Origin of the sequence: Tistrella arctica (assembly GCF_039630945.1) — a bacterium.
Lineage (GTDB): Bacteria > Pseudomonadota > Alphaproteobacteria > Tistrellales > Tistrellaceae > Tistrella > Tistrella bauzanensis.
Genome location: NZ_JBBKTV010000004.1, coordinates 476088 through 502253, shown reverse-complemented (window position 1 = coordinate 502253; position 26166 = coordinate 476088). Strand labels below are relative to the sequence as shown.

At 68.5% G+C, this 26166-nt stretch carries 23 protein-coding genes; 15 read left to right on the top strand and 8 right to left on the bottom strand.

The window, feature by feature from the left end; all coding sequences use genetic code 11:
* The first annotated feature begins 37 nt into the window (after positions 1-37).
* The 10 genes from WG924_RS11750 to WG924_RS11705 all read left to right on the top strand — a co-directional run bounded on the left by WG924_RS11750 (position 38) and on the right by WG924_RS11705 (position 12392).
* A complete protein-coding gene (locus WG924_RS11750; RefSeq protein ID WP_345933213.1) occupies positions 38-1153 on the top strand; it encodes an NAD-dependent epimerase/dehydratase family protein in 1116 nt (371 codons plus the stop codon).
* Positions 1150-3300: an NAD-dependent epimerase/dehydratase family protein gene (locus WG924_RS11745; protein WP_345933212.1), complete on the top strand. Its 2151-nt coding sequence runs from the start codon at positions 1150-1152 to the stop codon at positions 3298-3300. Before WG924_RS11750 ends, WG924_RS11745 begins: the two co-directional genes overlap by 4 nt.
* Positions 3297-4598: a TIGR04295 family B12-binding domain-containing radical SAM protein gene (locus WG924_RS11740; RefSeq protein ID WP_345933211.1), complete on the top strand. Its 1302-nt coding sequence runs from the start codon at positions 3297-3299 to the stop codon at positions 4596-4598. The genes WG924_RS11745 and WG924_RS11740 overlap by 4 nt, the downstream gene beginning before the upstream one ends.
* The gene (locus WG924_RS11735; protein WP_345933210.1) at positions 4586-5770 is read left to right on the top strand and encodes a glycosyltransferase family 4 protein; all 1185 of its coding nucleotides are present in this window, start codon (positions 4586-4588) and stop codon (positions 5768-5770) included. Before WG924_RS11740 ends, WG924_RS11735 begins: the two co-directional genes overlap by 13 nt.
* On the top strand, positions 5767-6960 hold the full coding sequence (locus WG924_RS11730; protein WP_345933209.1) for a CgeB family protein: 1194 nt from the start codon (positions 5767-5769) through the stop codon (positions 6958-6960). Before WG924_RS11735 ends, WG924_RS11730 begins: the two co-directional genes overlap by 4 nt.
* The gene (locus WG924_RS11725) at positions 6960-8054 is read left to right on the top strand and encodes a CgeB family protein (protein WP_345933208.1); all 1095 of its coding nucleotides are present in this window, start codon (positions 6960-6962) and stop codon (positions 8052-8054) included. The genes WG924_RS11730 and WG924_RS11725 overlap by 1 nt, the downstream gene beginning before the upstream one ends.
* Positions 8055-8185: 131 nt before the next feature.
* Positions 8186-9346 carry a CgeB family protein gene (locus WG924_RS11720; protein ID WP_345933251.1) on the top strand — a complete coding sequence of 387 codons (1161 nt, stop codon included), beginning with the start codon at positions 8186-8188 and terminating at the stop codon, positions 9344-9346.
* Entirely contained in the window at positions 9324-10526 is a 1203-nt protein-coding gene (locus WG924_RS11715) for a UDP-glucuronic acid decarboxylase family protein (RefSeq protein WP_345933207.1), read from the top strand. Before WG924_RS11720 ends, WG924_RS11715 begins: the two co-directional genes overlap by 23 nt.
* A gap of 5 nt (positions 10527-10531) precedes the next feature.
* Positions 10532-11626 carry a DNA topoisomerase IB gene (locus WG924_RS11710; protein WP_345933206.1) on the top strand — a complete coding sequence of 365 codons (1095 nt, stop codon included), beginning with the start codon at positions 10532-10534 and terminating at the stop codon, positions 11624-11626.
* Positions 11627-11657: 31 nt separating this feature from the next.
* Positions 11658-12392 carry a TIGR04290 family methyltransferase gene (locus tag WG924_RS11705; protein WP_345933205.1) on the top strand — a complete coding sequence of 245 codons (735 nt, stop codon included), beginning with the start codon at positions 11658-11660 and terminating at the stop codon, positions 12390-12392.
* Between the two features lie 7 nt (positions 12393-12399).
* On the opposite strand, the gene WG924_RS11700 is transcribed toward WG924_RS11705, so the two are convergent.
* Positions 12400-12723 carry a hypothetical protein gene (locus tag WG924_RS11700; RefSeq protein WP_345933204.1) on the bottom strand — a complete coding sequence of 108 codons (324 nt, stop codon included), beginning with the start codon at positions 12721-12723 and terminating at the stop codon, positions 12400-12402.
* Positions 12724-13147: 424 nt separating this feature from the next.
* On the opposite strand from WG924_RS11700, the gene WG924_RS11695 reads away from it, so the two are divergent.
* Positions 13148-13996 carry an SDR family oxidoreductase gene (locus WG924_RS11695; RefSeq protein ID WP_345933203.1) on the top strand — a complete coding sequence of 283 codons (849 nt, stop codon included), beginning with the start codon at positions 13148-13150 and terminating at the stop codon, positions 13994-13996.
* Positions 13997-14005: 9 nt separating this feature from the next.
* Here the strand turns inward: WG924_RS11695 and WG924_RS11690 are convergent, their stop codons facing one another.
* Both WG924_RS11690 and WG924_RS11685 read right to left on the bottom strand, forming a co-directional pair.
* Positions 14006-14668, bottom strand: a complete 663-nt coding sequence (locus WG924_RS11690; protein ID WP_345933202.1) for a flavodoxin family protein — start codon at positions 14666-14668, stop codon at positions 14006-14008.
* Entirely contained in the window at positions 14665-15003 is a 339-nt protein-coding gene (locus tag WG924_RS11685) for a hypothetical protein (protein ID WP_345933201.1), read from the bottom strand. The genes WG924_RS11690 and WG924_RS11685 overlap by 4 nt, the downstream gene beginning before the upstream one ends.
* 147 nt (positions 15004-15150) lie before the next feature.
* Here WG924_RS11685 and ku point away from each other — a divergent pair, with 147 nt between their 5' ends.
* The 3 genes from ku to WG924_RS11670 all read left to right on the top strand — a co-directional run bounded on the left by ku (position 15151) and on the right by WG924_RS11670 (position 20020).
* On the top strand, positions 15151-16047 hold the full coding sequence (ku, locus tag WG924_RS11680; protein WP_345933200.1) for a non-homologous end joining protein Ku: 897 nt from the start codon (positions 15151-15153) through the stop codon (positions 16045-16047).
* A gap of 6 nt (positions 16048-16053) precedes the next feature.
* The gene (ligD, locus tag WG924_RS11675; protein WP_345933199.1) at positions 16054-18546 is read left to right on the top strand and encodes a DNA ligase D; all 2493 of its coding nucleotides are present in this window, start codon (positions 16054-16056) and stop codon (positions 18544-18546) included.
* Between the two features lie 115 nt (positions 18547-18661).
* The gene (locus WG924_RS11670; protein ID WP_345933198.1) at positions 18662-20020 is read left to right on the top strand and encodes an MFS transporter; all 1359 of its coding nucleotides are present in this window, start codon (positions 18662-18664) and stop codon (positions 20018-20020) included.
* 16 nt (positions 20021-20036) lie between these two features.
* On the opposite strand, the gene WG924_RS11665 is transcribed toward WG924_RS11670, so the two are convergent.
* The gene (locus tag WG924_RS11665; protein ID WP_345933197.1) at positions 20037-20900 is read right to left on the bottom strand and encodes a transglutaminase family protein; all 864 of its coding nucleotides are present in this window, start codon (positions 20898-20900) and stop codon (positions 20037-20039) included.
* A 413-nt stretch (positions 20901-21313) separates the two neighbouring features.
* Here WG924_RS11665 and WG924_RS11660 point away from each other — a divergent pair, with 413 nt between their 5' ends.
* Positions 21314-21526 (top strand): cold-shock protein, encoded by a 213-nt coding sequence (locus tag WG924_RS11660; RefSeq protein WP_188574779.1) that lies wholly within the window; start codon positions 21314-21316, stop codon positions 21524-21526.
* A gap of 124 nt (positions 21527-21650) precedes the next feature.
* On the opposite strand, the gene WG924_RS11655 is transcribed toward WG924_RS11660, so the two are convergent.
* The 4 genes from WG924_RS11655 to WG924_RS11640 form a co-directional block, all read right to left on the bottom strand.
* On the bottom strand, positions 21651-23264 hold the full coding sequence (locus WG924_RS11655; protein ID WP_345933196.1) for an MFS transporter: 1614 nt from the start codon (positions 23262-23264) through the stop codon (positions 21651-21653).
* Between the two features lie 50 nt (positions 23265-23314).
* On the bottom strand, positions 23315-24145 hold the full coding sequence (locus WG924_RS11650; protein ID WP_345933195.1) for an alpha/beta fold hydrolase: 831 nt from the start codon (positions 24143-24145) through the stop codon (positions 23315-23317).
* Positions 24146-24384: 239 nt separating this feature from the next.
* Positions 24385-25257 carry an N-formylglutamate amidohydrolase gene (locus WG924_RS11645; RefSeq protein WP_345933194.1) on the bottom strand — a complete coding sequence of 291 codons (873 nt, stop codon included), beginning with the start codon at positions 25255-25257 and terminating at the stop codon, positions 24385-24387.
* A gap of 82 nt (positions 25258-25339) precedes the next feature.
* A complete protein-coding gene (locus tag WG924_RS11640; RefSeq protein ID WP_345933193.1) occupies positions 25340-26047 on the bottom strand; it encodes a GntR family transcriptional regulator in 708 nt (235 codons plus the stop codon).
* Positions 26048-26166 lie beyond the last annotated feature (119 nt).

The following is a 26166-nucleotide window of genomic DNA, read 5'->3' as shown; positions in this document are numbered from 1 at the left end:
CCGACGCCCGCCGGACTGATACCGGGAAGACAACCGCATGAGCACAGTCCTGATCACAGGGGGTGCCGGCTTCATCGGTCGGCACGTCTGCACCGAATTGCTGCGGGCCGGGCACCGGGTCCGGGTTCTGGACAGCCTGATCGAACAGGCGCATGGCCCGTCGCCGTCGCCAGCCGGGGGCCTGCCCGCGGCGGTCGAGTTCATCCTGGGCGATGTGCGCGACCCCGCAGCGGTGACCACGGCGCTGGACGGCGCCGATGCGGTGATCAATCTGGCCTCCGACGTGGGTGTCGGCCAGAGCATGTACGAGATCGACCGCTATGTGTCGGTCAACACGCTGGGCAGCGCCGTGCTGATGCAGCAGGTGGTCAACAGCGGCGTGCGCAAGGTGATCGTCGCCTCGTCGATGAGCGTCTATGGCGAGGGCCTGTACCTCACCCCTGAAGGCGCCGCCGTCGAGGATGTCCGTCGCACGGCCGAGGCCGTGAAGGCCGGCCGCTGGGATCCGGTGATGGCCTGCGGCCGGCCGCTGATTCCGGCCGCGACCCCTGAGACCAAGCGCCCGGACCTCGCCTCGATCTATGCCCTGACCAAGTTCGATCAGGAACAGATGACCCTGATCCTGGGTGCCGCCTATGGCATCGAGGCGGTCAGCCTGCGCCTGTTCAACACCTTCGGCCCCGGCCAGATGCTGTCGAACCCCTATACCGGGGTGCTGGCGATTTTTGCCGGCCGGCTGCTGAACGGCCAGTCACCGATGGTGTTCGAGGATGGCGAGCAGCATCGCGATTTCGTCCATGTCCGCGACGTCGCCCGCGCCTTCCGTCTGGCCCTGGAAACCCCGGGCCTTGGCGGCGAGATCCTGAACATCGCCAGCGGCCGGATCTATACCGTGTCGCAGGTGGCGCGGCTGCTGGCCGGCGCCATGGACCGCGAGGATCTGGCGCCGCAGATTCTGCAGAAATCGCGGGTCGGCGATGTGCGGCACTGTTTCGCCGACATCACCCGCGCCCGCGCCCGGCTGGGTTTCCAACCCGAACTGCCGCTGGAAGACACGGTTCTGGAACTGGTCGACTGGGTATCGACCCAGCGGGCTCAGGACCGCGTGCGTCAGGCCCATCAGGAGCTTGAGACGCGGGGGCTGGTGGTATGACATCGGCCCGTTCGCAAACCAGGGCGGCACAGACCAGCGCGGCACCGGCCTTCGGGGTCGCCGAATGGTTCCGCCCCGGCGATCATATGCGGGTGCTGGACAGCCTGGACCATGTCGAGGCGCTGGGCGCCTCGTGGCTGCGCACGCATCTCTCGTGGGCGGATTTCCACGCGCCCGGCGGCCAGGACTGGTATGACTGGCTGATCCCGACCCTGGCGGCCCGGGTGGAGGTGCTGCCCTGCATCCATTACACCCCGCCATCGCTGTCGCGCACCGGCACCAGCGCCGGCCCGCCGCGCCGGCCGCAGGATCTGGCCGATTTCGTCGATCTGGTCCTCACCCGCTATGGCGGCCATTTCCCGCGCATCGAACTGTGGAACGAACCCAACAACCTGCTGGACTGGGACTGGCGGGCCGATCCCGACTGGCAGATCTTCTGCGAGATGATCGGCGCCGCCGCCTGGTGGTCCGAACATCGCGGCTGGCCGGTGGTGCTGGGCGGCCCCTGCCCGTTCGATCTGAACTGGCTGGAACTGATGGGCGAGCGCGGCGTGCTGGGCACGGTGTCCGCCGTCGGCATCCACGGCTTTCCCGGCACATGGGACAGCGAGGCCGGCGGCTGGGAAGGCTGGACCCGGCATATCACCGCTCTGCGCGGCCTGCTGGACCGTCATAATCCCCGGGCCGGGATCTGGATCACCGAAGGCGGCTATTCCACCTGGCGCCACGACCAGCGCGAACAGGCCCGGCGCTTCCTTCAGGCACTGGATGCGCCGGCCGACCGGCTGTACTGGTACGGCCTGCGCGACCTGCCGCCCGATGTGGCGGTGCAGGAAGGCCGCCAGTTCGACATCCGCCATTACCACATGGGCATGCTGGACGATCGCGGCCGCGACAAGCTTCTGGCCCGGCTGCTGCGCCAGGGCGGGGTGGCCGCCGTGCGCCGCAAGATCGCGATCAGCGAAGACAGCCCGCGCCGCGCCGATGATGGCGATGCCGACCCCGCCGGCACCACCCGTGGCACCACCCGCCGCCGGGCCGCGTCTCCGGTGTTGATCACCGGTGGCGCCGGCTTCATCGGCAGCAATCTGGCCGACGCGCTGCTGACGCGGGGCGAGGACGTCATCCTGTTCGACAACCTCAGCCGGCCGGGGGTCAGCACCAATGTCGACTGGCTGCGCGCCCGCCACGGCAACCATGTGGCGCTGCATGCCGCCGACATCCGCGACCTCGATGCCTTGAGCGAGGCCGCCGGCGACGCCGGATCGGTGTTTCATCTGGCGGCCCAGGTGGCGGTGACCGAAAGCCTGACGGCACCGGTCGAGGACTTCACCATCAACGCCGCCGGCACGCTCCATCTGCTGGAGGCGCTGCGCGCCAAGCCCTGCCCGACCCCGCTGGTCTTCGCCAGCACCAACAAGGTTTATGGCCATCTGACCCATCTGGCGCTGGAACAGGGGCCGCAAGGCCATCTGCCGGTCGACGCCCGTCTGCGCCAGGGCGGCATCGACGAAGGCCACAGCCTGGACCTTGCCACGCCCTATGGTTGTTCCAAGGGCGCCGCCGATCAGTATGTGCTGGATTACGCCAGCTCCTTCGGCCTGCCCGCGGCGGTGCTGCGGATGAGCTGCATCTATGGCCCCCGCCAGTTCGGCACCGAGGATCAGGGCTGGGTGGCGCATTTCCTGATCCGGGCGCTGAAAGGCGAGACCATCACCCTGTTCGGCGATGGCCATCAGGTGCGCGACATCCTGCATGTGCACGACGCGGTCGCGGCCTATCTGCTGCTGCGCGACCAGATCACCACCCATGCCGGCCGCGCCTTCAATCTGGGCGGCGGCCCCACCAACGCCGTCAGCCTGATGACGGTGCTGGACGAAATCGCCCGCCTGACCGGCCGGCCGGTGACCACCCGGTTCGAGCCGCCGCGCACCGGCGACCAGTTGTGGTTCGTGGCCGATACCCGGCGGCTGGAGGCCGCCACCGGCTGGCGCCGCCAGATCCAGTGGAAGGCGGGGCTGACCAGCCTGCACGACTGGCTGGTCGAAGACGGCACCGCCATCACCGGCGCCGCACCCCCCGCCGCCCTGGCGGAGCGGGCAGCCGGCGCCGATGGCGGCGGCAAGCAATGGAGTCTCATGGCATGAAGATCGCGCTCGTCAATCCGCCCTGGACCTTCGACGGCAGCATCTATTTCGGCTGCCGCGAGCCCCATCTGCCGCTGGAACTGGGCTATACCCGCGCGATGCTGGAAGCCGCCGGCCACCAGGTGCTGCTGATCGACGCCCATCTTCAGGCGATCGACAGCGCCGATGCCGCGGCCATGGTCGCGGATTTCAGCCCCGCGATGACCGTGGTCACCACCGCACCCACCTATCTGTTCTGGCGCTGCGCCCAGCCGGAACTGCGGGTGCCGGCGACCTTCATCCGCGATCTGAACCGCCGGGGCGGGCTGGTCGTCGCGGTCGGGCCGCATGGCTCCACCACCCCCGGCCCCACTTTGCGCAAGCTGAAGGCCGATGCCGTGGTGATGGGCGAATGCGAAGAGGTGGTGGCGGCCCTGGCCGAAGCCGGCGGCCGTGCGGCCATGACCCGCATCGCCGCCACCGCCTGGATCGACCGCGACGGCACGCTCCGGGTCAACGGCACCGGCCATGCCAGCCGCTTCACCGATCTGCCGCCGCTCGCCTGGCCCGATGACTGGGTGCAGCGCCACCGCCATCATCATCACCGCTTCGATGCCGCCCCTGATGGCCCCGGCGCCGAAGTGGAAGCCTCGCGCGGCTGCCCCTATGCCTGCACCTTCTGCGCCAAGCTGGATTTCCGCGACCGCTATCGCCGCCGCGACCTGAACCTGCTGCTGGCCGAAATCGACCGGCTGATCGCGCAGGGCGTAACCTATCTCTATTTCATCGACGAGATCTTCCTGCCGCAGACGCCGCTGCTGGAGGCGCTGGCCGCCCGCGATATCCGCTTCGGCATCCAGACCCGCATCGATCTGTGGAAGCCCGACATGCTGGCGCTGCTGGGCCGGGCCGGCTGCGTGTCGATCGAGGCCGGGGTCGAAAGCCTCACCGTCGCCGGCCGGGCGGCGCTCGACAAGCGCTGCAAGATCGGCACCGACGAGCTGACCCGGCTGCTGATCACGGCGCGCGAACACGTGCCCTTCGTCCAGGCCAATCTGATCGGCACGCCTGAGGATGACCCGGCCGAGGTCGCAGCCTGGCGCAATCTGGTGCAGGGCAAGGGTGTCTGGGCGAATGATCCGGTGCCGCTCTATCCCTATCCCGCCTCGCCGCAATACCGCCAGATGTGGGGCCTGCCCGACGATCATGCCTGGGAACGGGCGCATGACCACTACCTCGCGGCCTTCGACCGGTTCAGCGACATTCAGGACGAGCGGCCGGTGGCGCTGGCGCGTCTGGAGGCGGCATGCGGTCGCTGACCCCGCCACTGCGCCTGCTGATCACCGCCGATGCGGTGGGGGGCGTCTGGCGCTATGCCATGGATGCCGCGCGCGCGCTGAACGGCCGCGCGCTGGCGGTGCCGGGGGCCGCCCCCCGAACCATCGCCGCCAGCCTGCTCGGCATCGGCCCCGATCCGTCACAGCGCCAGTCCGCCGAGGCGGCCGAGGCCGGGATCGCGCTGTCCTGGGCGCACACGCCGCTCGACTGGCAGGTCGACGGAGCCGAGGCGCTGGCGCGAAGCGGCCGGATCGTCGCCGATGCCGTGGCGCAGGCGGCACCCGATATCCTGCATCTGAACAACCCGCCCTTTCTGCCGTTCGTCGATCCGCAACTGCCGCGCATCGCCGCCGCCCATTCCTGCATGGCCACATGGTGGCGCGCCGTGCGCGGCCAGACGCTGCCGGCCGATCTCGTCTGGCACAATCACGCCACCGCGCGCGGGCTTGCCGCCGCCGATGCGGTGCTGTGCCCGTCGCAGGCTTTCGCGGATGACCTCACCGCCATCTATGGCGCCCTGCCCGATCTGCATGTGGTGGCGAACGCGTCCCGGCCGGTGATGGCGGCGCCCAAGGATCAGCGGGTGCTGGCGGCGGCGCGGTGGTGGGATCCGGCCAAGAACCTCGCCGTGCTGGATGCCGCCGCCCAAGGCATGATCTGGCCGTTGGACATAGCGGGACCGCTCGACGATCCCGCCGGCCATGCGGTGGCGGTGTCGCATGTCACGGCGCTGGGCGTGCTCGATCATCACACGCTGCGCCGCCGGCTGGCGCGGGCGCCGGTCTTCGTCTCGCTGTCGCTTTACGAACCCTTCGGGCTGGCGGTGCTGGAAGCCGCCACCGCCGGTGCCGCCCTGGTGCTGTCGGACATCCCCACCCATCGCGAATTGTGGGAGGACTGCGCCCTGTTCGTCGACCCCAACGATCCGGCGGCGGCCCGCGATGCCGTGAACCGGCTGGCCGGCGATCCGGTGGCGCGCGGCCGCATGGGGCTGCTGGCGATGACCCGGTCCGCCACCTTCTCGCCGGCGCGACAGGCCGAGGCATTGCTCGCGCTCTATGGCGGCGTTCTGGCACGCCATGCCGGCCGGCCGCAACCGGATGCATCACCCCCGGCCCCCGCCAGCCCGGAGTCAGGAGCCGCCCGACCATGAAATTCGTTCTGTTCAGTCATTCCGTGGTGTCGTGCTGGAATCACGGCAACGCCCATTTCCAGCGCGGCATCGTGCGCGAGTTGTCGGCACGCGGCCACGAGGTCGTGGTGCTGGAACCCGCCGACGGCTGGAGCCGGACCAATCTGGTGGCCAGCCAGGGGCCGGAGGCGGTCGCCCGGTTCCACGACACCTTCCCCGAGATCCGCGCCGTTTCCTATACAGGCCCCGCCGATATCGACCCGATGCTCGACGGCGCCGACGTGGTGATCGTGCATGAATGGACCGATCCGGCGCTGGTCGCCGATCTGGGCCGGCGGCGCATCGCCGGCGCACCCTTTCTGCTGCTGTTCCACGACACCCATCACCGCGCGGTTTCAGCCCCGCACGAGATGGCGGCGCTGGATCTGGATGGCTATGACGCGGTGCTGGCCTTCGGCGCGGTTCTGGCCGAAACCTGGCGGCGCCATGGCTGGGGCCGCAATGTCCATGTCTGGCATGAAGCCGCCGATCTGCGGCTGTTCGGGCCGCGCCCCGATAGCCGGCCCGATCATGACAGACACCGGCGCGATCTGGTCTGGATCGGCAATTGGGGCGATGGCGAACGCGGTGCCGAACTGGATGAATTTCTGGTCGAGCCGGTGCGGGCCCTGGCTCTGACCGCCACCATCCACGGCGTGCGCTATCCCGATCCGGTGCGCCAGGCTCTGGCCCGGGCCGGCATCGATTACGCCGGCTGGATCGCCAATGCCGATGTGCCCCGGGCCTTTGCCCGCCACCGGATGACCGTGCACGTGCCCAGGCGGTTCTATGCGACCGACCTGCCCGGCATCCCCACCATCCGGATGTTCGAGGCGCTGGCCTCTGGCATTCCGCTGGTCTCGGCGCCGTGGACCGACACCGAGGGGCTGTTCCGCACCGGCACCGACTATCTCACCGCCGACACCGGACCCCGGATGCGCCAGCAGATCCGCAGGATCCTGGCCGATCGCGACCTCGCCGCAGATCTGGCGGCGCGGGGCCGTGAAACAATCCTGGCCCGTCATGGTTGCAACCACCGGGTGGACCAGCTGCTGAAGATCCTGAGCGGCCTGGCGCCTCACCGTTTCGACGCCGGACATCTCGACGCCGGACATCACGACGCCGCACATCACGACGCCGGTCATCAAGACGCCAGGGAGGTCGCAGAGTGATGAAGATCGCCTTTTACGGCTCCAGCATCCTGTCCAGCTACTGGAACGGCGCCGCCACCTATTATCGCGGCATCATCCGCGCCCTGGCCGCCCATGGCTGGCAGGTGACCTTCTATGAGCCCGACGCGCTGGGCCGCCAGGAGAACCGCGACATCGACCCGCCATCCTGGTGCGAGGTGGTGGTCTATCCGGCAACCCCCGCCGGCATGGCCGATGCCGCCGCCCAGGCGTCACGGGCGGATGTGGTGATCAAGGCCAGCGGCGTCGGCGTGTTCGACGACGCCCTGCTTGCCGCCGTCACCGCCGCCACCCGGCCCGACGCGCTGCGGATGTTCTGGGATGTCGACGCACCGGCCACCCTGGCCGCCATGCGCGACGACCGTGAACCGGTGCTGCGCCGGGTGCTGCCGGCGCTCGACGGGGTGCTCACCTATGGCGGGGGCCCGGGGGTCGCGGCCGATTATGCCGGCTTCGGCGCGAAAGACTGCACGCCGGTCTATAACGCCGTCGATGCCGACACCCATTTCCCGGTGCCGCCGGAGCCGCGTTTCGCCTGCGATCTGGCCTTTCTCGGCAACCGCCTGCCCGACCGCGAGGCCCGGGTGCACGACTTCTTTCTGGAACCCGCCCGTCAGGCACCGCATCTGACGATGCTGCTGGGCGGATCGGGCTGGGTGCAGGCCGACCTGCCGCCCAATGTCCGGGCGATCGGCCATGTCCGCACCGCCGACCACAATGCCTTCAACGTCTCGCCGCGCGCGGTGCTGAACATCAACCGCGACAGCATGGCGACCAGCGGCTTTTCGCCACCCACCCGGATCTTCGAGGCCGCCGCCGCCGGCGCCTGCCTGATCACCGATGCCTGGCCCGGAATCGAGACCTTCCTTGAACCCGATGCCGAGGTGCTGGTCGCCCATGACGGCCGCGAGGTGCTGTCGATCCTGAACGGTCTGACACCGGAACGGGCGCAGGCGATCGGTCAGAAGGCCCGCGCCCGGATGCTGGCCTGCCATACCTATGCCCGCCGCGCCGACACCGTCGACGACTTGTTCCGCGCGCGTCTGGCCGCCAAACGCAAGGAGACGGCCGCATGACCGCGACCATAGCCGGGCCCGATATGCCGTCGCATGCCCCGTCGCCGGGGGGCGACATGCCTTCGCATGCCCCGTCGCCGGTGGGCGACGTGCTGTCGCATACCCTGTCGCCGGTGGGCGACGTGCCGCCGATGACCATCACCATTCTGGGGCTGTCGCTCAGTTCATCCTGGGGCAATGGCCACGCCACCACCTTCCGGGCGCTGATCCGGGGCTTGTCTGCCTGCGGCCACAGCATCACCTTTCTGGAACGCGACGTGCCGTGGTACGCCGCCGCCCGCGATCTGCCCGATCCCGATTTCTGCCGGCTGGCGTTTTATCGGCACCCGTCGGAGCTGTTGACCACCCATCGCGCGGCGATCGCCAATGCCGATGCGGTGCTGGTCGGGTCTTATGTTCCCGACGGCATCGAGGTGATCCGCAAAGTGCTGACCATCGCCGGCGGTGTGGTGGGGTTCTATGACATCGACACGCCCGTCACCCTTGCCCGGCTGGCGCGCGACGATTGCGATTATCTCAGCCGGCGGCTGATCCCGGCCTTCGACGTCTATTTCAGCTTCACCGGCGGGCCGCTGCTCGACCGGCTGGAACGCCAGTATGGCGCGCGCCGGGCGCGGCCGTTGTACTGCGCGGTCGATGCCACCCGCTATGCCCCGGCCGATGCGGCAGACGCGCCGCGACCGCTCTATGACCTTGGCTATCTGGGCACCTACAGCCCCGATCGCCAGCCCGCCCTGAACCGCCTGCTGATCGAGCCGGCGCGCCGGATGCCCGACCGTCGGTTCATCGTCGCCGGTCCCCAATATCCCGCCGACATCGATTGGCCGGCGAATGTCACCCGGCTCGACCATGTCGCACCGGCCGACCATCCGGCCTTCTATGCCAGCCTGCGCTATGCCCTGAACATCACCCGCGCCGACATGCTGGCGACCGGCTGGTCGCCCAGCGTGCGGCTGTTCGAAGCGGCCGCCTGCGCCACGCCGGTGATCACCGACCCGTGGGACGGGATCGAGGCGTTCTTCCCAGAGGGAGAGGCGATCCTGGTCGCGCACGGCACCGATGATGTGGTGGCGGCACTGTCCGATCACCACGGCGACACCGGCCGCCGGCTCGCCGCGCGCGCCCGCGCAATCGTGCTCGACGGCCATACCGGCCTGCATCGGGCGCGGGAGCTGGCGGCGGGGCTGTGGCATCGGCGACCGGCGGCAACAGGGGGCAAGCCCGAAACACGCAGCCTGGATCTGGCGGGGCCAACCGAAAGGACCGGAGATGAAGCGCATACACCTGCCTGATCAGCGGCCGCAGAACGGCCCCCGCCCGGTGAACGGCAGCCATACCGCCAACGGCGCCCTGCGCGCCCGGCGCCGGCTGGCGCCACGACCGGCGGCGCCACGACCGGTAGCAATCGTCGCCGGCGGCGCCGGATTTCTGGGCTCGCATCTGTGCACGCGGCTGATCGATGACGGCTATCGGGTGCACGCGGTCGATGATTTCCACACCGGCCTCGCCGACAATCTGGATCATCTGGCCGATCATCCCGATTTCGTGCTGATGGACCATGATATCCGCCGGCCGCTGCCGCGGATCAGCGGCGTCACCGAGGTCTATAATCTGGCCTGCCCGGCCTCGCCGCCCCATTACCAGGATCAGCCGATCCGCACCGCCACCACCAGTGTCGTCGGCACGCTGAACCTGCTGGAACTGGCCCATGATCTGGGCGCGCGGTTCCTGATGACCTCGACATCGGAAATCTATGGCGACCCGGAGGTGCATCCGCAGCCGGAAAGCTATCGCGGCTGCGTCAACACCATCGGTCCGCGTGCCTGTTATGACGAGGGCAAGCGGATGGCGGAATCGCTGTGCTATGATTTCGTGCGCCAGTATCAGACCGATGTCCGGGTGGCGCGGGTGTTCAACACCTATGGGCCCCGCATGCGGCTGGATGATGGCCGCATCGTGTCAAATTTCGTGGCCCAGGCGTTGACCGGCCGCAAGCTCACCATCTATGGCACCGGCCGCCAGACCCGGTCGTTCTGCTATGTCGACGATCTGATCGAGGGGCTGGTCCGGCTGATGCGGGTGACCCCGCGACCCGAGGGGCCGGTGAACATCGGCAATCCGGAAGAATACAGCATCATCGACATGGCCCATCTGATCGGCCGTCTCACCGGCCGCGAGATCAGCCTGACCCATGATCCGCTGCCCGCCGACGATCCGCGCCGCCGCCGCCCCGACATCACCCTCGCCCGCCGCCTGCTGGGCTGGCAGCCCACCGTGCCGCTGCGCAAAGGGCTGGCCGCGACCATCGCCTGGTTCGCGGGCCAGATCGACACCGCCGGGGTGATGCCGTCTTCGGCCTCTCCGGTCCCACCCTCTCCGGCCACAGCCTCTCCGGGCGCGGCCTCTCCAGACCGGGGGGCCGCCGCCGGCAGTGTGGCGCTGGGGCTGGCTGCCCCTGAACGTCGCGCCTGACCACCATGGCGGTCGCGGCCGATGCCGATCCCCGGCGCGTGAAACGCCGGCGGTCGGCCCGGATGCGGGCGGCCGGGCTGCACAAGGCGGCGGCCGATGATCTGCCGTTCGGCCGCAGGCGTGCCGGCCGCGGGTTCATCTATCTCGATCAGCATGGTGACAGGATCACCGAGCCCCAGGTGATCGGGCGGATCAAGGCGCTGGCCATTCCGCCCGATTACCGCGACGTCCGCATCGCCGCCGACCCCCAGGCCCATCTTCAGGCCACCGGCCGCGACCGTGCCGGGCGGCTGCAATACCGTTATCATCCCGATTGGGAGCGGGTCCGCGAAGCCGAGAAGATCGACCGGCTTGCCGCGCTGGCCACCGGCATCGGCCGCATCCGCGCCCGGGTCGCCCGCGACCTGGACAGCGCCGGCCACAGCCGCGACGGCGCCCTGGCGGCGGTGGTGTCGATCATCGATCAGACCCATATCCGGATCGGCTGCGAGGATTATGTCCAGACCGGCCGCAGCCGGGGCGCCGCCACCCTGCTGAAGCGGCAGGTCATGGTCGACGGCAGCCATGTGGCGCTCGATTTCCGGGGCAAGAGCGGCCGCAACATCGCCTGCACGCTCGACCATGGCCCGCTCGCCGATGCCATACGGCGGCTCGGCGGGTTGAAAGGCCCAAGGCTGTTCCAATATCTCGGGTCCGACGGTCGGCCCCGTCAGGTCACGGCGGCGGATGTGAACGCCTATCTGGCCGAGATCGCCCGGACGCGGGTGGCGGCGAACGCCCCGGCCCGCGTGACCGCCAAGGACTTCCGCACCCTTGCCGCCACCGCCGCCGCCGGCACGCGGCTGGCCCTGATCGATCCGGCGGGGTCGAAGACCGCGCGGCGCCGCCAGATCGCGGCGGTGATGCGCGAGGTGGCGGCCATGCTGGGCAACACGCCCGCGGTCGCGGCCAGAAGCTATGTGCATCGCCGTCTGGTCGACCGGTTCGAAGCCGGCGGCCTCAAGCGGCTTTACGCGCGGATGCGCGCCGGCGGACGGCGCACCCGCGCCGAAGCGCTGGTCGACGCCCTGTTCGGCCAGGCCGGCAACGGCCGGGGCTGACCCTTCCCGCCAGCAACGGAAGCAATCATAGATGCCAGATCATGCCCGCACCGACGCCCTTCGCCAGCGCATCGCGGCGCTGGGAGACTGGTTCCACAACATGGATCTGGGCGGTGTCCAGACCGCGCCCAACCATTTTCTGGGGGATTATCCGGCCTTCCAGTGGGAACGGCTGCGTCCGGCGCTGCCCGCCGATCTGACCGGCATGCGGGTGCTGGATATCGGCTGCAATGCCGGCTTCTTCTCCATCCAGATGAAGCAGCTCGGTGCCGATCAGGTGGTGGCGGTCGATCATGATCCGCGCTATCTGGCCCAGGCGAAGCTGGCGGCCGAGGTGCATGATCTGGATATCAGCTTCCGGCAGTTGTCGGTCTATGACATCGGCCAACTGGGCGCGCGGTTCGATATCGTGCTGTTCATGGGCGTGCTCTATCACCTGCGCCACCCGCTGCTGGCGCTGGACCTGATCCATGAACACGTGGCCGATGATCTGCTGGTGATGCAGTCGATGGAACGTGGCGGCCCCGCATCCGGCACGGTGGGCGCATCACCCGCAGAGGTTGCTGAAAACTATGATTTTTATAATCGAGATGTTTTCGACCAGCCGGATTTCCCCCGGCTGCATTTCATCGAGCATCGCTATTGCGGCGATCCGACCAATTGGTGGCTGCCCAACCGCGCCTGCGCCGAAGCCATGCTGCGCAGCGCCGGATTCGACATTCTGGCGCGGCCGGCGGCAGAAATCACACTCTGCCGCCGTCGCTGAACCGGACTCAGGTCCGGCCGGCGGCGCCGCTGCCGGTGCCGCCCTCGACCTCGTCGTCGGCAGGCATCGGCGCGGCGTCCGCCTGCGTGCCGCCGGTGCCGTCCCGAGCCGTATCGGCCGCCAGCGGGCGGTCGTCGGCCCCGGCGCCATAAGCACTCAACGCCGCGGCAGCCTGGCGTGCCAGATTGAGCATCTCGGGCGGGGTGTCGCTTTCGGTTCCATAAGCGGCGTAAAGATCCTGAAGCTCAGTATCGATCGCGGCCGCGTCGCCGTTGTCCGCATGGCTGGTGTCGATACGGCTCTTGCGGCTGTCGGGGTTTGCGCTGGCCATGAGTTGAGGGTGTTCCTTCAGTCTGCGGCTCGGCCCGGTCGCGGCGCCGGCAATGAGATCCACCGCCGGATCGCTCCGCCGGCCGGTTCACCCCGCCAGCCCCACCAGGGCGGCTGCTGGAATAACAAGACTGCCGATTGTTGCACGATGCCGGAGTTGCACCGGATCAGCGGCCCTTCAGGTCATTTTTCACCGTGTCGCCACGCCTCATCGCGGCAGACACGGGCGGTATCGGCCTGCCCGGCGAAGCAGACAGCCTTCGGATGATGCAATCTGCAACGGAGGCCACAGGTACCATCGGGACTCCGATGGTCATCATCTAAACATATACGGCCGAAGAGGGTTGCTCCTACGTTTGGAACCAATGCGATAAGCGTCTGTTGATGCGACGTGTCTGCAACACTTCATCGCGTCGGAGCAGGATATGTCGGATCATCTTCATCCGCCACGGAAGCAGTCGACCCGGCCCGAACGCGCGCAGGATATGCGCCCGAAGCCCGACTACTCCCCACGCTTTCCGGGGGCCGGACGCCTGACCGGCAAGGTGGCGCTGATTACCGGTGGTGACGGCGGTATCGGCCGCGCCGTGGCCGTGGCGATGGCGCGTGAGGGTGCCGATATCGCGATCGTCTATCTGAACGACCATCGTGATGCCGAGGAAACCGTGCGGCTGGTCGAGACCGAGGACCGCAACGCCATCCATATCGCCGGCGATGTCGGCCAGGAAGCCATCTGCCGCAACGCGGTCAACGAGGTGGTGAAGACCTTCGGGCGTCTCGACATCCTGGTCAACGCCGCCGCCGAGCAGCACGAGGTGGTCGATTTCACCGCACTGTCGGCCGAGCGGCTGGAAGAGGCCTTCAGGACCAATGTCTTCGGCTGTTTCTTCATGACCAGGGCGGCGCTGCAGCATCTGCCGCGCGGCGGCGCCATCATCAACACCACCTCCATCATGCAGTATCGGGGCGGCGCCTGTGAGGGCTATCCCACCATGACCGATGACGCCGCCACCCGCGGCGCGGTCGTGGCCTTCACCCGCTCGCTCTCCACCCTGCTGATCGAGCGGGGCATCCGGGTGAACGCGGTGGCGCCGGGGCCGGTCCAGACCCCCCTCACACAGCCGGGTGCGGAGCAGGCCGGTTGCGCGCCCATGGGGCGCCCCGGCCAGCCCAACGAGGTCGCCGCCTGCCATGTGTTCCTGGCCAGCGACGAGGCCTCGTATATGACCGGCCAGGTGCTGCATCCCAATGGCGGCGGCATCGTGGCCCTCTGATCGCGGGCCTCACCCGTCACGGAACTTCGCCGGCTGGCCTTCGGGCGGATAGCCGTTGCTGGCCAGCAGGCGCGACAGGTGCACGATGTTGCGGGCGGCCAGCCCCACGGTCTCCACCACCTTGTCGGGTGTCTGGTCCAGATCCTTGAAATCGATGCGGCCCATGGCCTCGCCCACCCAATAGGCGGCGGCGTTGGGCGGGATGGTGAAGCCCACATCCGCCAGCCCCTGATACAGTTCGGCCGTCACATGATGGGCGCCGTCCTCGTTGCCGACCACGGCGACGCCGGCCACACGGTCATAGGATACCAGCCGGCCATGGTCGTCGGTCTCGCCCAGAAAGGCGTTCAGCCGCTCCAGCACGCGCTTGCAGACGCTCGACGGCTGGCCCAGCCAGATGGGGGTGCCGATGATCAGGATCCGGGCGTCCAGCACCGCCTTGCGGATCGCCGGCCAGGCATCGCCCGGCCCCTCGTCCGAGGTGATGCCCGGCTTGATGTCGTGGTCGACCGCGCGGATGACCGGCGCCGTCACCACCCCCTGTTCGGCCAACGCCTTCATGAACAGTTGCAGCATTTTCTCGGTCGACGAGTTGGGCTTCCCCGATGCGGCGTCAACGCCCTTCAACGTGCAATTGATCGCAACCGCCCGCAATGGCCGTTCGGTGGTCATACCCGATCCCCCCGGTTGGCACTACCGGTATTACCAGTATGGCCGGTATGACCGCTGTCATCGGCCCGGATGAATTTGAAGAACCGGCTGGTGTTTCCGTCGGCGGTCTTGTCCTGATACAGGAAGCTCAGGCCGCTGTCGTCGAACTTGCGGAAGAACAGATCCCAGTCGATCCGCTCCAGCCCCTCGTCCGGCTCGCCATCGTCGAAATCGATCCGCAATATCCCGGCGTCCCTGCCCTTATGGGTGGCCTTGACCGCGGCCGGATGCCCCTGCCGCGCCTCGGCCCATTTCCGGATCGTGTCGTGGTCGGTGGTGGTCTGGCTGTCGGACATGTCCGAACCTCCTTGTGCAGATGGTGCACCCCGACAATCCGCTGCCCCCCCACAGGGTTCCCGGAACCGGCGCCCCCCGATCGCGGTTGATGCCCGATCGCGGTTGATGCCCGATCGCAGTTGCCCGGATCCACGGAGGCAGACACCATGGCCAGAGCCCGGAAGCCCGCCACAGGAACCGGCGCCACCGGAACCGATGCCCCGGCCTCGCGGCCGGTCTGGACGGGGCATATGCGCCTGGCGCTGGTCTCGGTGCCGGTGAAGCTGTACGCGGCCACCAGCAGCGGGCCCAGGATCAGCTTTCATCAGGTCCATGAGCCGTCGCAGAAGCGCATCCGCTATCAGAAGATCGTCCCCGGCATCGGCCCGGTCGACACCGACGAGATCGTGAAGGGCTTCGAGCTGGAGAAGGGCCGCTATGTTCTGGTCGACCCGCGGGACATCGACGCCCTGAAGATCGAGACCCGCCACACCCTCGATCTGGTGCAGTTCGTCGACCATGGCGAGATCGCCCCGATCTGGTATGACCGGCCGTATTACGTCGTCCCCGACGGCGATCTGGCGATGGAGGCCTATGGCGTGCTGCGCGACGCGCTGACCCGCGCCGGCCGGGTGGGGCTGGGCCAGTTCGTGATGCGGGGCCGGGAATATGTCGCCGCGCTGAAGCCCTGCGGCCGCGGCATGATTCTGGAAACGCTGCGTTTTTCCGACGAGGTCCGCCGCGCGGCCCCGTTCTTCACCGAAATCGACGACGATGCCGGCGACCCCGAATTGCTGGACATGGCGAGCGAGCTGATCGACCGCAAAACCGCGCCCTTCGACCCGAAACGCTTCGAGGATCATTACACCGCGGCAGTGCGCGAGCTGATCGAGGCCAAATCCCACGACAAGCAGGTCGAGATCGACGAGGGCACCGACGAGGCGACCGGCGGCGGCGCCAAGGTCATCGATCTGGTCGAGGCGCTGCGCCGCTCGGTGAAGGGCGCCGGCAAGAAGAGCGGCGGCGGCAAGGGCGGCGGCAGCGGGCGCCGCAAGGCGGGCTGACCGGCAATGGCCAGCACGCCGCCACCCGACGATCCGCTGACCCGCTATCGTGCCAGGCGCGATTTCAGCCGGACGCCAGAGCCTGATGCCGGGCCGGCAAAACCCGCAACGGCGCCGGCCCGGCGCCTGACCTATGCCATTCAGAAACACGCCGCCCGGCGGCTGCATTACGATCTGCGGCTGGAATGGGGCGGCGTGCTGAAAAGCTGGGCCATCACCCGCGGCCCCAGCCTCGATCCGGCACAGAAGCGGCTGGCGGTGCGCACCGAAGATCATCCGTTGAGCTATGCGGGCTTCGAGGGCCGGATTCCCCAGGGCGAATATGGCGGCGGCGACGTGCTGCTGTGGGATCGCGGCGGTTGGGAACCGCTGGGCGATGCCGGGGCGGGGCTGGAAGCGGGCCGGCTGGATTTCGTCATCCATGGCGAACGGCTGCGCGGCCGGTTCGTGCTGGTGAAGATGGCGCCGCGCGCGGGAAGAAAGCCCGAAAAGCGCGAGAACTGGCTGCTGATCAAGCGCGACGACGCCGATGCCGATCCGGGCCGCGACATCACCCGCACCCACCAGACCAGCGTGAAAGCCGGGCACGAGCCGCCACCACCATCGGCGGCGCCGCCGGATTTCGTCGAACCGGCGCTGGCAACCCTGGTCGACCGGCCGCCGCGCGGCAATGGCTGGGTGTTCGAGATCAAGCTCGACGGCTATCGCGCCCTGGCCTCGATTTCGGGCGATCGGGTGATCATCCGCACCCGCAGCGGCCTGGACTGGACCGCGCGCTATCCGGGGATCGCGAGCGCCCTGGCCCGGCGCGGCGCGGCCAAACCCCTGGACCGCGTGCTGCTGGACGGCGAGATCACCGCCCTGGACCGCGACGGCCGGCCCGATTTCGCCACCCTTCAGGCGGTGCTGACCGATGGCGCGGCCGATGCGTTGAGCTTCGGCGTGTTCGACCTGCTGGCCGAGGGCGGCCAGAGCCTGCTGCATCTGCCATTGTCCAGCCGCAAGGTGCGGCTTCGGGCGCTGCTGGACGCCGACGACCCGCAGGGCGACGGCATCCATGTCATCGACCACGCCCCCGGCCCGGGCGCGGCGCTGCTCGACGCCGTCTGCGCCGGCGGCCATGAAGGACTGATCGCCAAACGCATCGACGCCCCCTATCGACCGGGCCGCGGCCGCACATGGCTGAAGATCAAATGCGGCCACACCCAGGAATTCATCGTCATCGGCTGGTCGCCATCGACCGCCATGCGGCCGTTCGCGTCGCTGCTGCTGGGATTGCAAGACCGCGGCCGGTGCCGCTATGCCGGCCGGGTCGGATCGGGCTTCACCAGCCGCAGCATGGCCGATCTGGCCCGGCGGCTGGCGGCGCTGGAACGCGCCCACCCGCCGGTGGATGCCGGCGATATCGATCCGTCCATCCGCCGCACCGCCCATTGGGTGGACCCCGACCTGGTGGTTCAGGTGGCCTTCGCCGGCTTCACCGGCGATGGGCAGGCGCGTCAGGCGCGGTTTCTGGGCCTGCGCGACGATAAACCCGCCGGCGAGGTCGGCCCCGAAACCGCCCGCCCCATCGACGAGGCCCTGGACATGACCGACACGGCCGAGACCACCATTGCCGGCATCCGCCTGACCCACCCCGACAAGGTGTTGTTCCCGGAACAGGGCGTCACCAAGGGCGCGCTGGCGCGCTGGCTGGATGCGGCATCGGATCTGATGCTGCCGCATCTGCGCAACCGGCTGGTCAGTCTGGTGCGCTGCCCCGACGGCCACGACAAGGCCTGCTTCTTTCAGCGTCATGCCGGCGCCGGCCTGCCCCGCAGCATCGCCCGCAAAGCCATGGCGGAAAAGGACGGCGGCACCGCCGCGTATCTGTATCTGCGCGACACCGCCGGCGTGATCGGCGCCGCCCAGATGGGCGTGCTGGAATTCCATATCTGGGGATCGCATGTCGACCGGCCGGACCGGCCCGACCGGCTGGTCTTCGATCTGGACCCCGACCCGGCGGTGGATTTTCCAGCCGTGCGTCAGGCGGCCTTCGACCTGCGGGACGCGCTTGACGCCCTGGGCCTGCGCAGCCTGCCGCTGCTGACCGGCCGCAAGGGCATTCATGTCGTGGCCCCGATCGGCCGGCGCCACGGCTGGCCGGTGATCGCCGCCGCCGCCAAGGCGCTGGCCCAGCGCTTCGCCGACCACGACCCGGCGCGCTATGTGGCGACGATGAGCAAGGCCAAGCGCCGGGGCCGGATCTTCATCGACCATTTCCGCAACGCCCGATCGGCCACCGCCATCTGCCCCTGGTCGCCACGTGCCCGCCCCGGCGCGCCGGTGGCGCGGCCGGTCACCTGGGCGGATCTGCCCGATATCGACCGCGCCGACGCCTTCCGCATCACCGATCCCCTGCCCGGTGCCGACCCCTGGGCCGGCTATGACGGCATCCGCCAGAGCCTGTCGGCCGCGGCGCTGCGGGCGCTGGGGGTGGATCCACGCCAGCCGGGCTGATATGCAGGCGGCGCGACACCAGACCATCGGCCATGACGCCAACCGGCGGTAGCGCCGGCCCGGTCCATGCCGCTAAGCTCGGCGCGGGAACCACCCGAACCGGGGCCGAGACCGCATGCGACCCTTCATCATCGCCAACCTGCGCTGGATCGCCGCCGGCTTTCTGCTGCTGTTCGCGTCATCCTTCGGCCAGACCTTCTTCATCGCCCTGTCGGGTGGCGCGATCCGCGCGGAGTTCGGCCTGTCGGATGGCGGTTTCGGCGCGCTTTATATGGCGGCCACCCTGACCGGCGCGCTGGGGCTGGTCTGGCTGGGGCCGATCGTCGACCGCATGGCGCCCTGGCGGGTGATGCTGATCGCGATGCCGGCGCTGGCGGCGGGCATGGTGACGATCGCCCTGGCGCCTGCCCTGCCGGTGCTGCCTGCCCTGCCCGTGTTGCCTGCCCTGCCCGTGCTGTTTCTGGCGCTGTGCCTGCTGCGGCTGTTCGGGCAGGGGATGATGGTGCATATCGCCTATACCGCCATCGGCCGCTGGTTCGCCGCCGGTCATGGCAGTGCCGCCGGGCGAGGCAGTACGGCCGGGCGAGGCAGTACGGCCGGGCGAGGACTGGCGGTGTCGCTGTCGGCACTGGGGCTCAATCTGGGGCAGGCGGTGCTGCCGCTGGCCTTCGTGGCCGGGATGGCGGCCGGAAGCTGGCAGATCAACTGGCTGGTGGCCGCCGCCCTGCTGCTGCTGGTGGTGATGCCGCTGGCGGTGTGGCTGGCCCGGGTGGAGCGGGTGCCGGGCCAGACGGTGACAGGTGGCCCTGCCGGCCGCCTCGCCGAAACAGGCCCCGCCCCCGCCCCGGCCCCGGCCCCCGCCCCGGACTCGGGCTGGACGCGGGCACAGGTGCTGCGCGACCCGTGTTTCTATGGCCTGCTGCTGGGCATGCTGCCGCCGGCCTTCATCAGCAACACCATCTTCTTTCATCAGGTGCATCTTGGCCGGTTGCGCGGCTGGCCGGCGGATGTCTTCGCCTCGGCCTTCACCGGCTATGCGCTGGTGACGGTGGCCTGCGTGCTGCTGGCGGGCCAGTTGATCGACCGGTTCTCGGCCCGCGCCCTGCTGCCGGCCTATCTGCTGCCGATGGGGGCCGGTTGCCTGCTGCTGGGGCTGGTCGATGCCCCATGGGCGGCCTTTGGCTTCATGATGCTGTATGGCATCTCGGACGGCGCGTCACTGGCGCTGTTCGGCAGCCTGTGGCCGGAAATCTATGGCACCCGCTTTCTGGGCGCGATCCGCGCCGCGGTGGTGGCGCTGATGGTGTTCGCATCGGCCCTGGGGCCGGGGATCGGCGGCGCGCTGATCGATCTGGGCGTGGCTTTCCCCGCCCAGATCACCGCCATGGGCCTGTACTGCCTGCTGGTGCCCGGCGTCTTGCTGGTGCTGGTGGGCCGGCTGGAGCGGCGCGGACCCGCGCCATTGACAGGCTGATCCTGGCGCGCTTTGCTCAGGCCGTCACGCTGACCTCGACCGTCATGTCGTCGAAGGCATCGGCGGCGCCGGCATAGCTGCCGGCAACCGGCAGGGTCTGGCGGATGTCGCGGGCGACCGCGACCGGAATCAGATTGGCGCCGCCAACGCTGCGATTGGTGGGATCGAAGGTGATCCAGCCCGCCCCCGGCACGAACACCTCGGCCCAGGCATGGGTGGAACCGGCACCGGCCGATCCCAGCAGGCTGGCATCGGGGTCGTAGAGATAGCCCGACACGATCCGGGCGCCGAAGCCCAGGCTGCGCACCGCTTCGACGAACAGCACCGCATAATCGCGGCACGACCCGCGGCCGCGCTCCAGCGTCTCGTTGGGCGACTGGGTGCCCTCGTCGTCGCGGATCTCATACGACACCCAGCCGCCCAGACCGGCGCTGATATCCTTCAGCAGCGCCAGCGTGTCGGTGGTTTCGCCGGCAACGAAAGCCCGTGCCCAGCGGGCCAGGCTGCCGGCGCGGTCTTCATACTGTCGCACCGCCAGCGGCCCCAGATCGGTCCAGTCGTCGTCGCTGTAGCGGAACGGATAGCGCATCGCCGCCACGTCGATGGCGAAGACCGGCCAGGCCGGCGCGGTCAGTTCCACCACCGCGCGGCTGTAGAACGCCATCCGGTCGGTGGGGCCCGCGAAACTGGCGGTGGCCACGGCGTTGCCCGCGACATCATGCGCCCAGGTGACGCTCGCCTGCGGCGAAACTGTCACGTCATGCGCGATCAACCGCAGGTCGCGGCTTTCGCGCGGGCGCAGCATCAGCCGGTGCGGCCAGGGCTCCACCGGCTGGCGATAGCGATAGCTGGTCGTGTGCTGAATGGTGAGGATGGTCACGGCGCCTGTCTCCGGATGCGATGCGTCTGCTGAGGTATGGGGGCGTCTGCTGAGGTATGGGGGCGTCTGCTGAGATATGGGGGCGTCTGCTGGGATATGGGGCCCCATGGCGGATCCGCCATGACCGGCGCGCGCGTGCGGGGCGTGGGGATGCGGGGGTACGAGGGCGCGACAGACCTTCGACCCTTCATCATGCTGCAACGCAAAATTATTGCAAGATGCACCGGCGCCCGAGTCTTCATCCTTGTCTTTCCGGCGCGACCGGGCCACAGTGTCGGAAGTCGATCCATGGCCAGATGACTTGGCCTCTCTCTGAAGAAAATTCGTCCAAGGCCGAAAATTTTCTGATCCGAGATATGATTTCGACGATCCGTGGCGACGCGGATACATAAATCGATGTGAAAGGGATTCCCATGGCGACGGGAACCGTGAAGTGGTTTAACGCCCAGAAGGGCTTTGGTTTCATTGCGCCCGATGGTGGCGGAAATGATGCCTTCGTCCATATCAGCGCTGTCGAGCGCTCGGGCCTCAGCGACCTCCGCGAAGGCCAGAAGGTGAGCTACGAGCTGGTATCCGACCGCAAGAGCGGCAAGATGTCGGCCGACAGCCTGAAGGTTCTGGGCTGACACCCGCATCTCGCGGATGACGCCCTGCCGGAATAAGCCATCGCGGTGACCTGTCGCCGCGATGGCTGCCTTCCGAGGCCCCATACCTGCCCGTCAGGTATGGGGTCTTTGCATGTTCAGGGCCTCACCTGGGGCCGCGTATGATCCAGCGGCCGACCCGGGGTTTGTCGGCGCCCCGATGAAAGCGGCGGGCGGCCAGGAAGGTCTCGCGGTCGGACATCGTCATCCGGCGCCGGCGGCGCTGATCCTCGACCCAGGTGCCGACCTCGAAGGATTCGACCCAGCATTCCGGCCGCCCGGCATTCTGGGCAAGCGTCCAGCGGCGCGCGCCGTCGCGGGCGCGGATGCGGCGGATGCCGTCCATGGCACGGCGGAAGCCGGCCCCATCCTCGGCGACCACCCGATATGTCACCTGAACCACGATAGGGTCCCGGCCGGGCTCGACACCGGGGGCCAGGTCGGCCGGCGGCAGATCGTCGATCGGGGCCAGGTCGTCGGCGCTGTGGCGCGGCAGCCTGAACAGGGGGAACAGGCCGAGCGACGCCAGCAGCGCCAGGGCCGCCGCGAGCAGGGCCGTCTCCAGCCCGGCCCTGTCGGCGACAACGCCGGAGACCCAGCTTCCGAAGGCGATGCCGGCATGCATCGAGATGTAATAGAGCGCCAGCATGCGGGCGCGGACCCAACTGGCCGACGAGAACTGCACCATCACGTTGAAGCTGGTCAGCGTCGTCATCCAGGCAGCGCCGGCCAGCACCAATCCCGGCACCTGCAGCCAGAGCGACGGGCTCACCGCCGGCAGCACCGTGCCGGCCGCGAAAGCGACCAGCCCCACGGCGATCAGCGGTGGTCCGGACAGACGGTCGCGCAGGCGCGGGAAACCGATCGCCCCGAGTGTGGCCCCCGCGCCCATGCAGGCCAGCAGCACGCCGTAACGCGATGGCGCATCCGGCGCATCGTCACGCGCGACCAGCGGCAGCAGCGCCCAGAGTGCACTCGCGAAAGTTGTAAATGCCGCGCAGTGCGCCATGGTTGCAAGAACCGGCCGGGTCTGACGCAGATAATGGAAGCCGCCGGCAAGAGCGCGGCCGAAGGGCTCACGCGGCAGATCCGACACCGGCCGTTCCGGTCGCCAGGCGAGCAGAACCACGCACAGAACCACATTGAGCACCGCACCGACGACAAAGGCCGTGAACACGCCACAACTGGCGACGATGACACCGCCCAGCGCCGGGCCGGCGGCACGGGCAAGATTATAGGCGACAGCCCCCAGCGCCACGGCCTGGGGCACGTCGCGCGGCGGCACCATATCGCCCAGCACCGCCTGATAGGCCGGCAGGCGCAGCGCGGCACCGGCGCCGGTCACGAAGATCAGGGACAGCAGCAGCCAGGGCGTCATGCCGCCGGTGCCATCGAGCAGGGCAAGCAGCGCGGCGCCAGCGAACAACAGCGCCTGACTGACCAGCAGGGCCTTGCGGCGGTCCCACCAATCGGCCATCAGGCCGCCGGGCAGCGAGAACAGCAGCCCCGGCAGAGCGGTCGCGGACTGGACCAGAGCCACCATGTCGGCCGCGGAGACCAGTGTCGTCATCAGCCATCCGGCGGCGACGGTCTGGATCCAGATGCCGAGATTGGAGGCGAGCAGTGCCAGCCAGATGGTCCGGAACAGCCGGTGTCTGAGTGGTGAGAAGGCCGAGGCCCGGCCTGCGGGCAACGCGCCTTCGGGCAGACCGCGCTTCATCCACCACTCCTGGCCAGGCAAAGGGCACGCTTTCGGCCGGTTGAGACGCCTCAGGCGGCGGTGGCGCACCGCCGGAAGAATGGTGTGACGATGTCGAGGAACCGCTCCGGCCGCTCCAGCGCCACGCTGTGCGCGCAGTTCGCGAGCAGAACGACATCGGCATCGGCGATCCCGCGGGCAAGCGGTATCGAGGTGGCCTCCGGCGCGAAGGACCGGTCGTCATTGCCGTGAAACAGGATCGCCGGGCAGCGGATCGCGGCCAGTTCCCCGGCCGTCACCGCCGAGGCGCCGATGAAGCTCTCCTGCTGGCCGTCGAACATGCGGGTGAAATAGTCGCGGTATCCGGGCCGGTCGAGCACCGCGCGCCGCCGGTCGAGTTCGGCGGCGTCGATCAGCGACGGGTCGGTGACGGTGTTGCGCACCTGGGCAAGCAACTGATCCTGCGTTTCAGGAAAAACCCAGCCCCGGCTGCCATGACGGCGTGGCGCCGCCACACCCATGGTGCCGGTGGTGACGACACCGGCCACGGCCGGGCATATTGCCGCCGCCTTGAGCACCAGGGCGCCCGACAGCGAATGACCGATCAGGCCGACGCGCGGTGCATCGGCAAGCCCGATCACATGCGCCACCTGCCGGCTCCACATCGCCATGTCGAAATAGGGCTCGGCCGGCTTCAGGCCCGACTGCCCATAACCGACAAGGTCGGCCGCGATCACCCGGAAGGTCGAGGCCAGCGGCCCCAGGATCGCCCGGAAGTTCGACAGCGTTGCCGCACCTGTGCCCGATCCGTGGAACAGGCAGATGGGGAACCCCTCGCCACCTTCGTAAAGATGGATGGTGGTGCCTTCGAAGGGCACGTCACGTTCGGTGATCGCGGTCATGATGATCTGGACCTCGGCGGGATCCGGCGTGCCGGACATGACTGAAAAAGACGACCCCCGCATCCGGGGAGCAGGTTGGGGAGTATGGATGCGGGGGCCCCGGTGGAGGAGGACCGGAAAGTTGCCCTCAAGACACTGCCCGCGCATGCCGGCCGGGGGGGAGACGACCGGCCGGGAGGTGTGAACCGGAGGCGCCGGCCGGCGCGGCGGACGGTGATGGGGGACGTCGGTGGCCGGTGTCAGGCCGCGCGGGAGCCGGCGGCGACCCGGGCGCGCGCCTCGTCGGCGACGATCTTCAGGATCGCCGACACATCGGCCTTCACGCGGTCGAAGCCTTCGGTCTTGCGGAAGGTCTTCGTGTCCATGAACAGCTTCTTGTTGATCTCGACCATGATGCTCTCGACGCCATCGGCCGGGGCGCCGAAACGGCCATTCAGTTCACCGCCGGTATAGGGGGTGTTGATGGTGCAGCTGTAGCCGCGCGCCCGGATCGTCTCGGCGACGAAATTGATGAAGGCATCCGACGACGTCTGGCCGTTCAGATTGCCGACGCAGAAATCGGCACGCTCCTGGCCGGCATCCGGATGGGTCGGGGCGCCGACGGCCGACATGCAATGGCAGCTCAGGTGATAGACGAATCCATAGGCCTGCTTCAGCCGGTCGATGTTCTGGCCCAGTTCCCGATAATATGGCCGATGGTACTTCTCAAGCCGCTCCATGACCTCGGCCACGGTCAGCTTGCGCTCATGCACCGGCTCACCATAGCGGGACTTCGACTTCAAAAGACCCAACCCCCGCTTCGACACGGTCGGGTTGAGCGGCACCGGCCACTCGCCGTCAATCAGGTCAGGATCGATGTCGAGTTCATTGCGGTTCGCATCCACCCAGAAGCTCGGGAACATCGCATACAGCATCGTCGCGCCCATCTCCGGCGCTTCGCCCCACAGATCGTCGACATACATCGACACGTTATCGTGCAGCACCGTGAACGGGACAGCCGACCGGAATTCCGCCGGATATTCCCGTCCGCTGCGTGACACGTCGACCATCACCGGCACCGGCGGCACCGTGGGGTCGAACCGCAGAAAGACCCCGCGCTCAAGATATGGCATGCCTCGTTCCCTTGGCTGATTGGCTCAGCACCAAGGATCGGTCATAATTTCGATGATGTCAAATATCTTCGAAGATTTGACATCATTCCGCCGGCACCGCCCCGCCCAGCCGCCTGAGCGGCACGGTGGCGGGCTCGCCCGTGCCCATCACATGCCGGCGCATGAGAAGGCAGGCGAATTCGACATCGCGATCCAGAATCGCCGCCACCAGACCCTCATGCTCGTCATGCAGTGTCGGCTGAATGGCCGTGGGTTTGCGCAGGTTGCGATAGCGGGCGGCGTGGTCCCAGAGCATCGCCTGGAAGTGCAGCAGAATGGTGGATTTGGCCGCCGACGAAATGGCGCTGTGGAAATTGCGATGCGCGATTTCCCAGGCGCGGGTGATGGCCCCGGTCGTTTCGTCGTACATCGGCGTGTTCTTGAACTGGTGGAACGCCGATACGATACGGCTTTCCCAGGCGACGTCGCCGTGTTCCAGCGCATCGCGGAGCACGAGGACCTCGATATGCTGGCGCGCGGCCACGATCTCGGCCTTGTGTTCGGGCGAGACCGGCGCCACCCGGAAGCCGCGCTGATCCTCGGCCAGCACCAGCAGCGAGGTCGACAGCCGGTAGAGCGCCTCGCGCAGCGGCGTGATGCCCACCGAATAGCGCAGCTTCAGCGCGTCCAGGGTCAGCTTCTGCCCCGGCGCCAGCTCGCCCGAAATGATATCGTCGCGCAGCAGGTCATAGACCCGCGATCCCAGCGTGCGCGAATCCTCTGCGGCGTGCAGAGGTGTGATGGTCGCCATCGGCTCCGTCTCCCCCGTTGACATTCAGCTTGCTCTATATTCGATTTTGCGTTTGAATTTATATGATATTCCTTTGCGGCGCACAATGCCGCGCGGGATGCCTGGCCCGAGACCGGCCC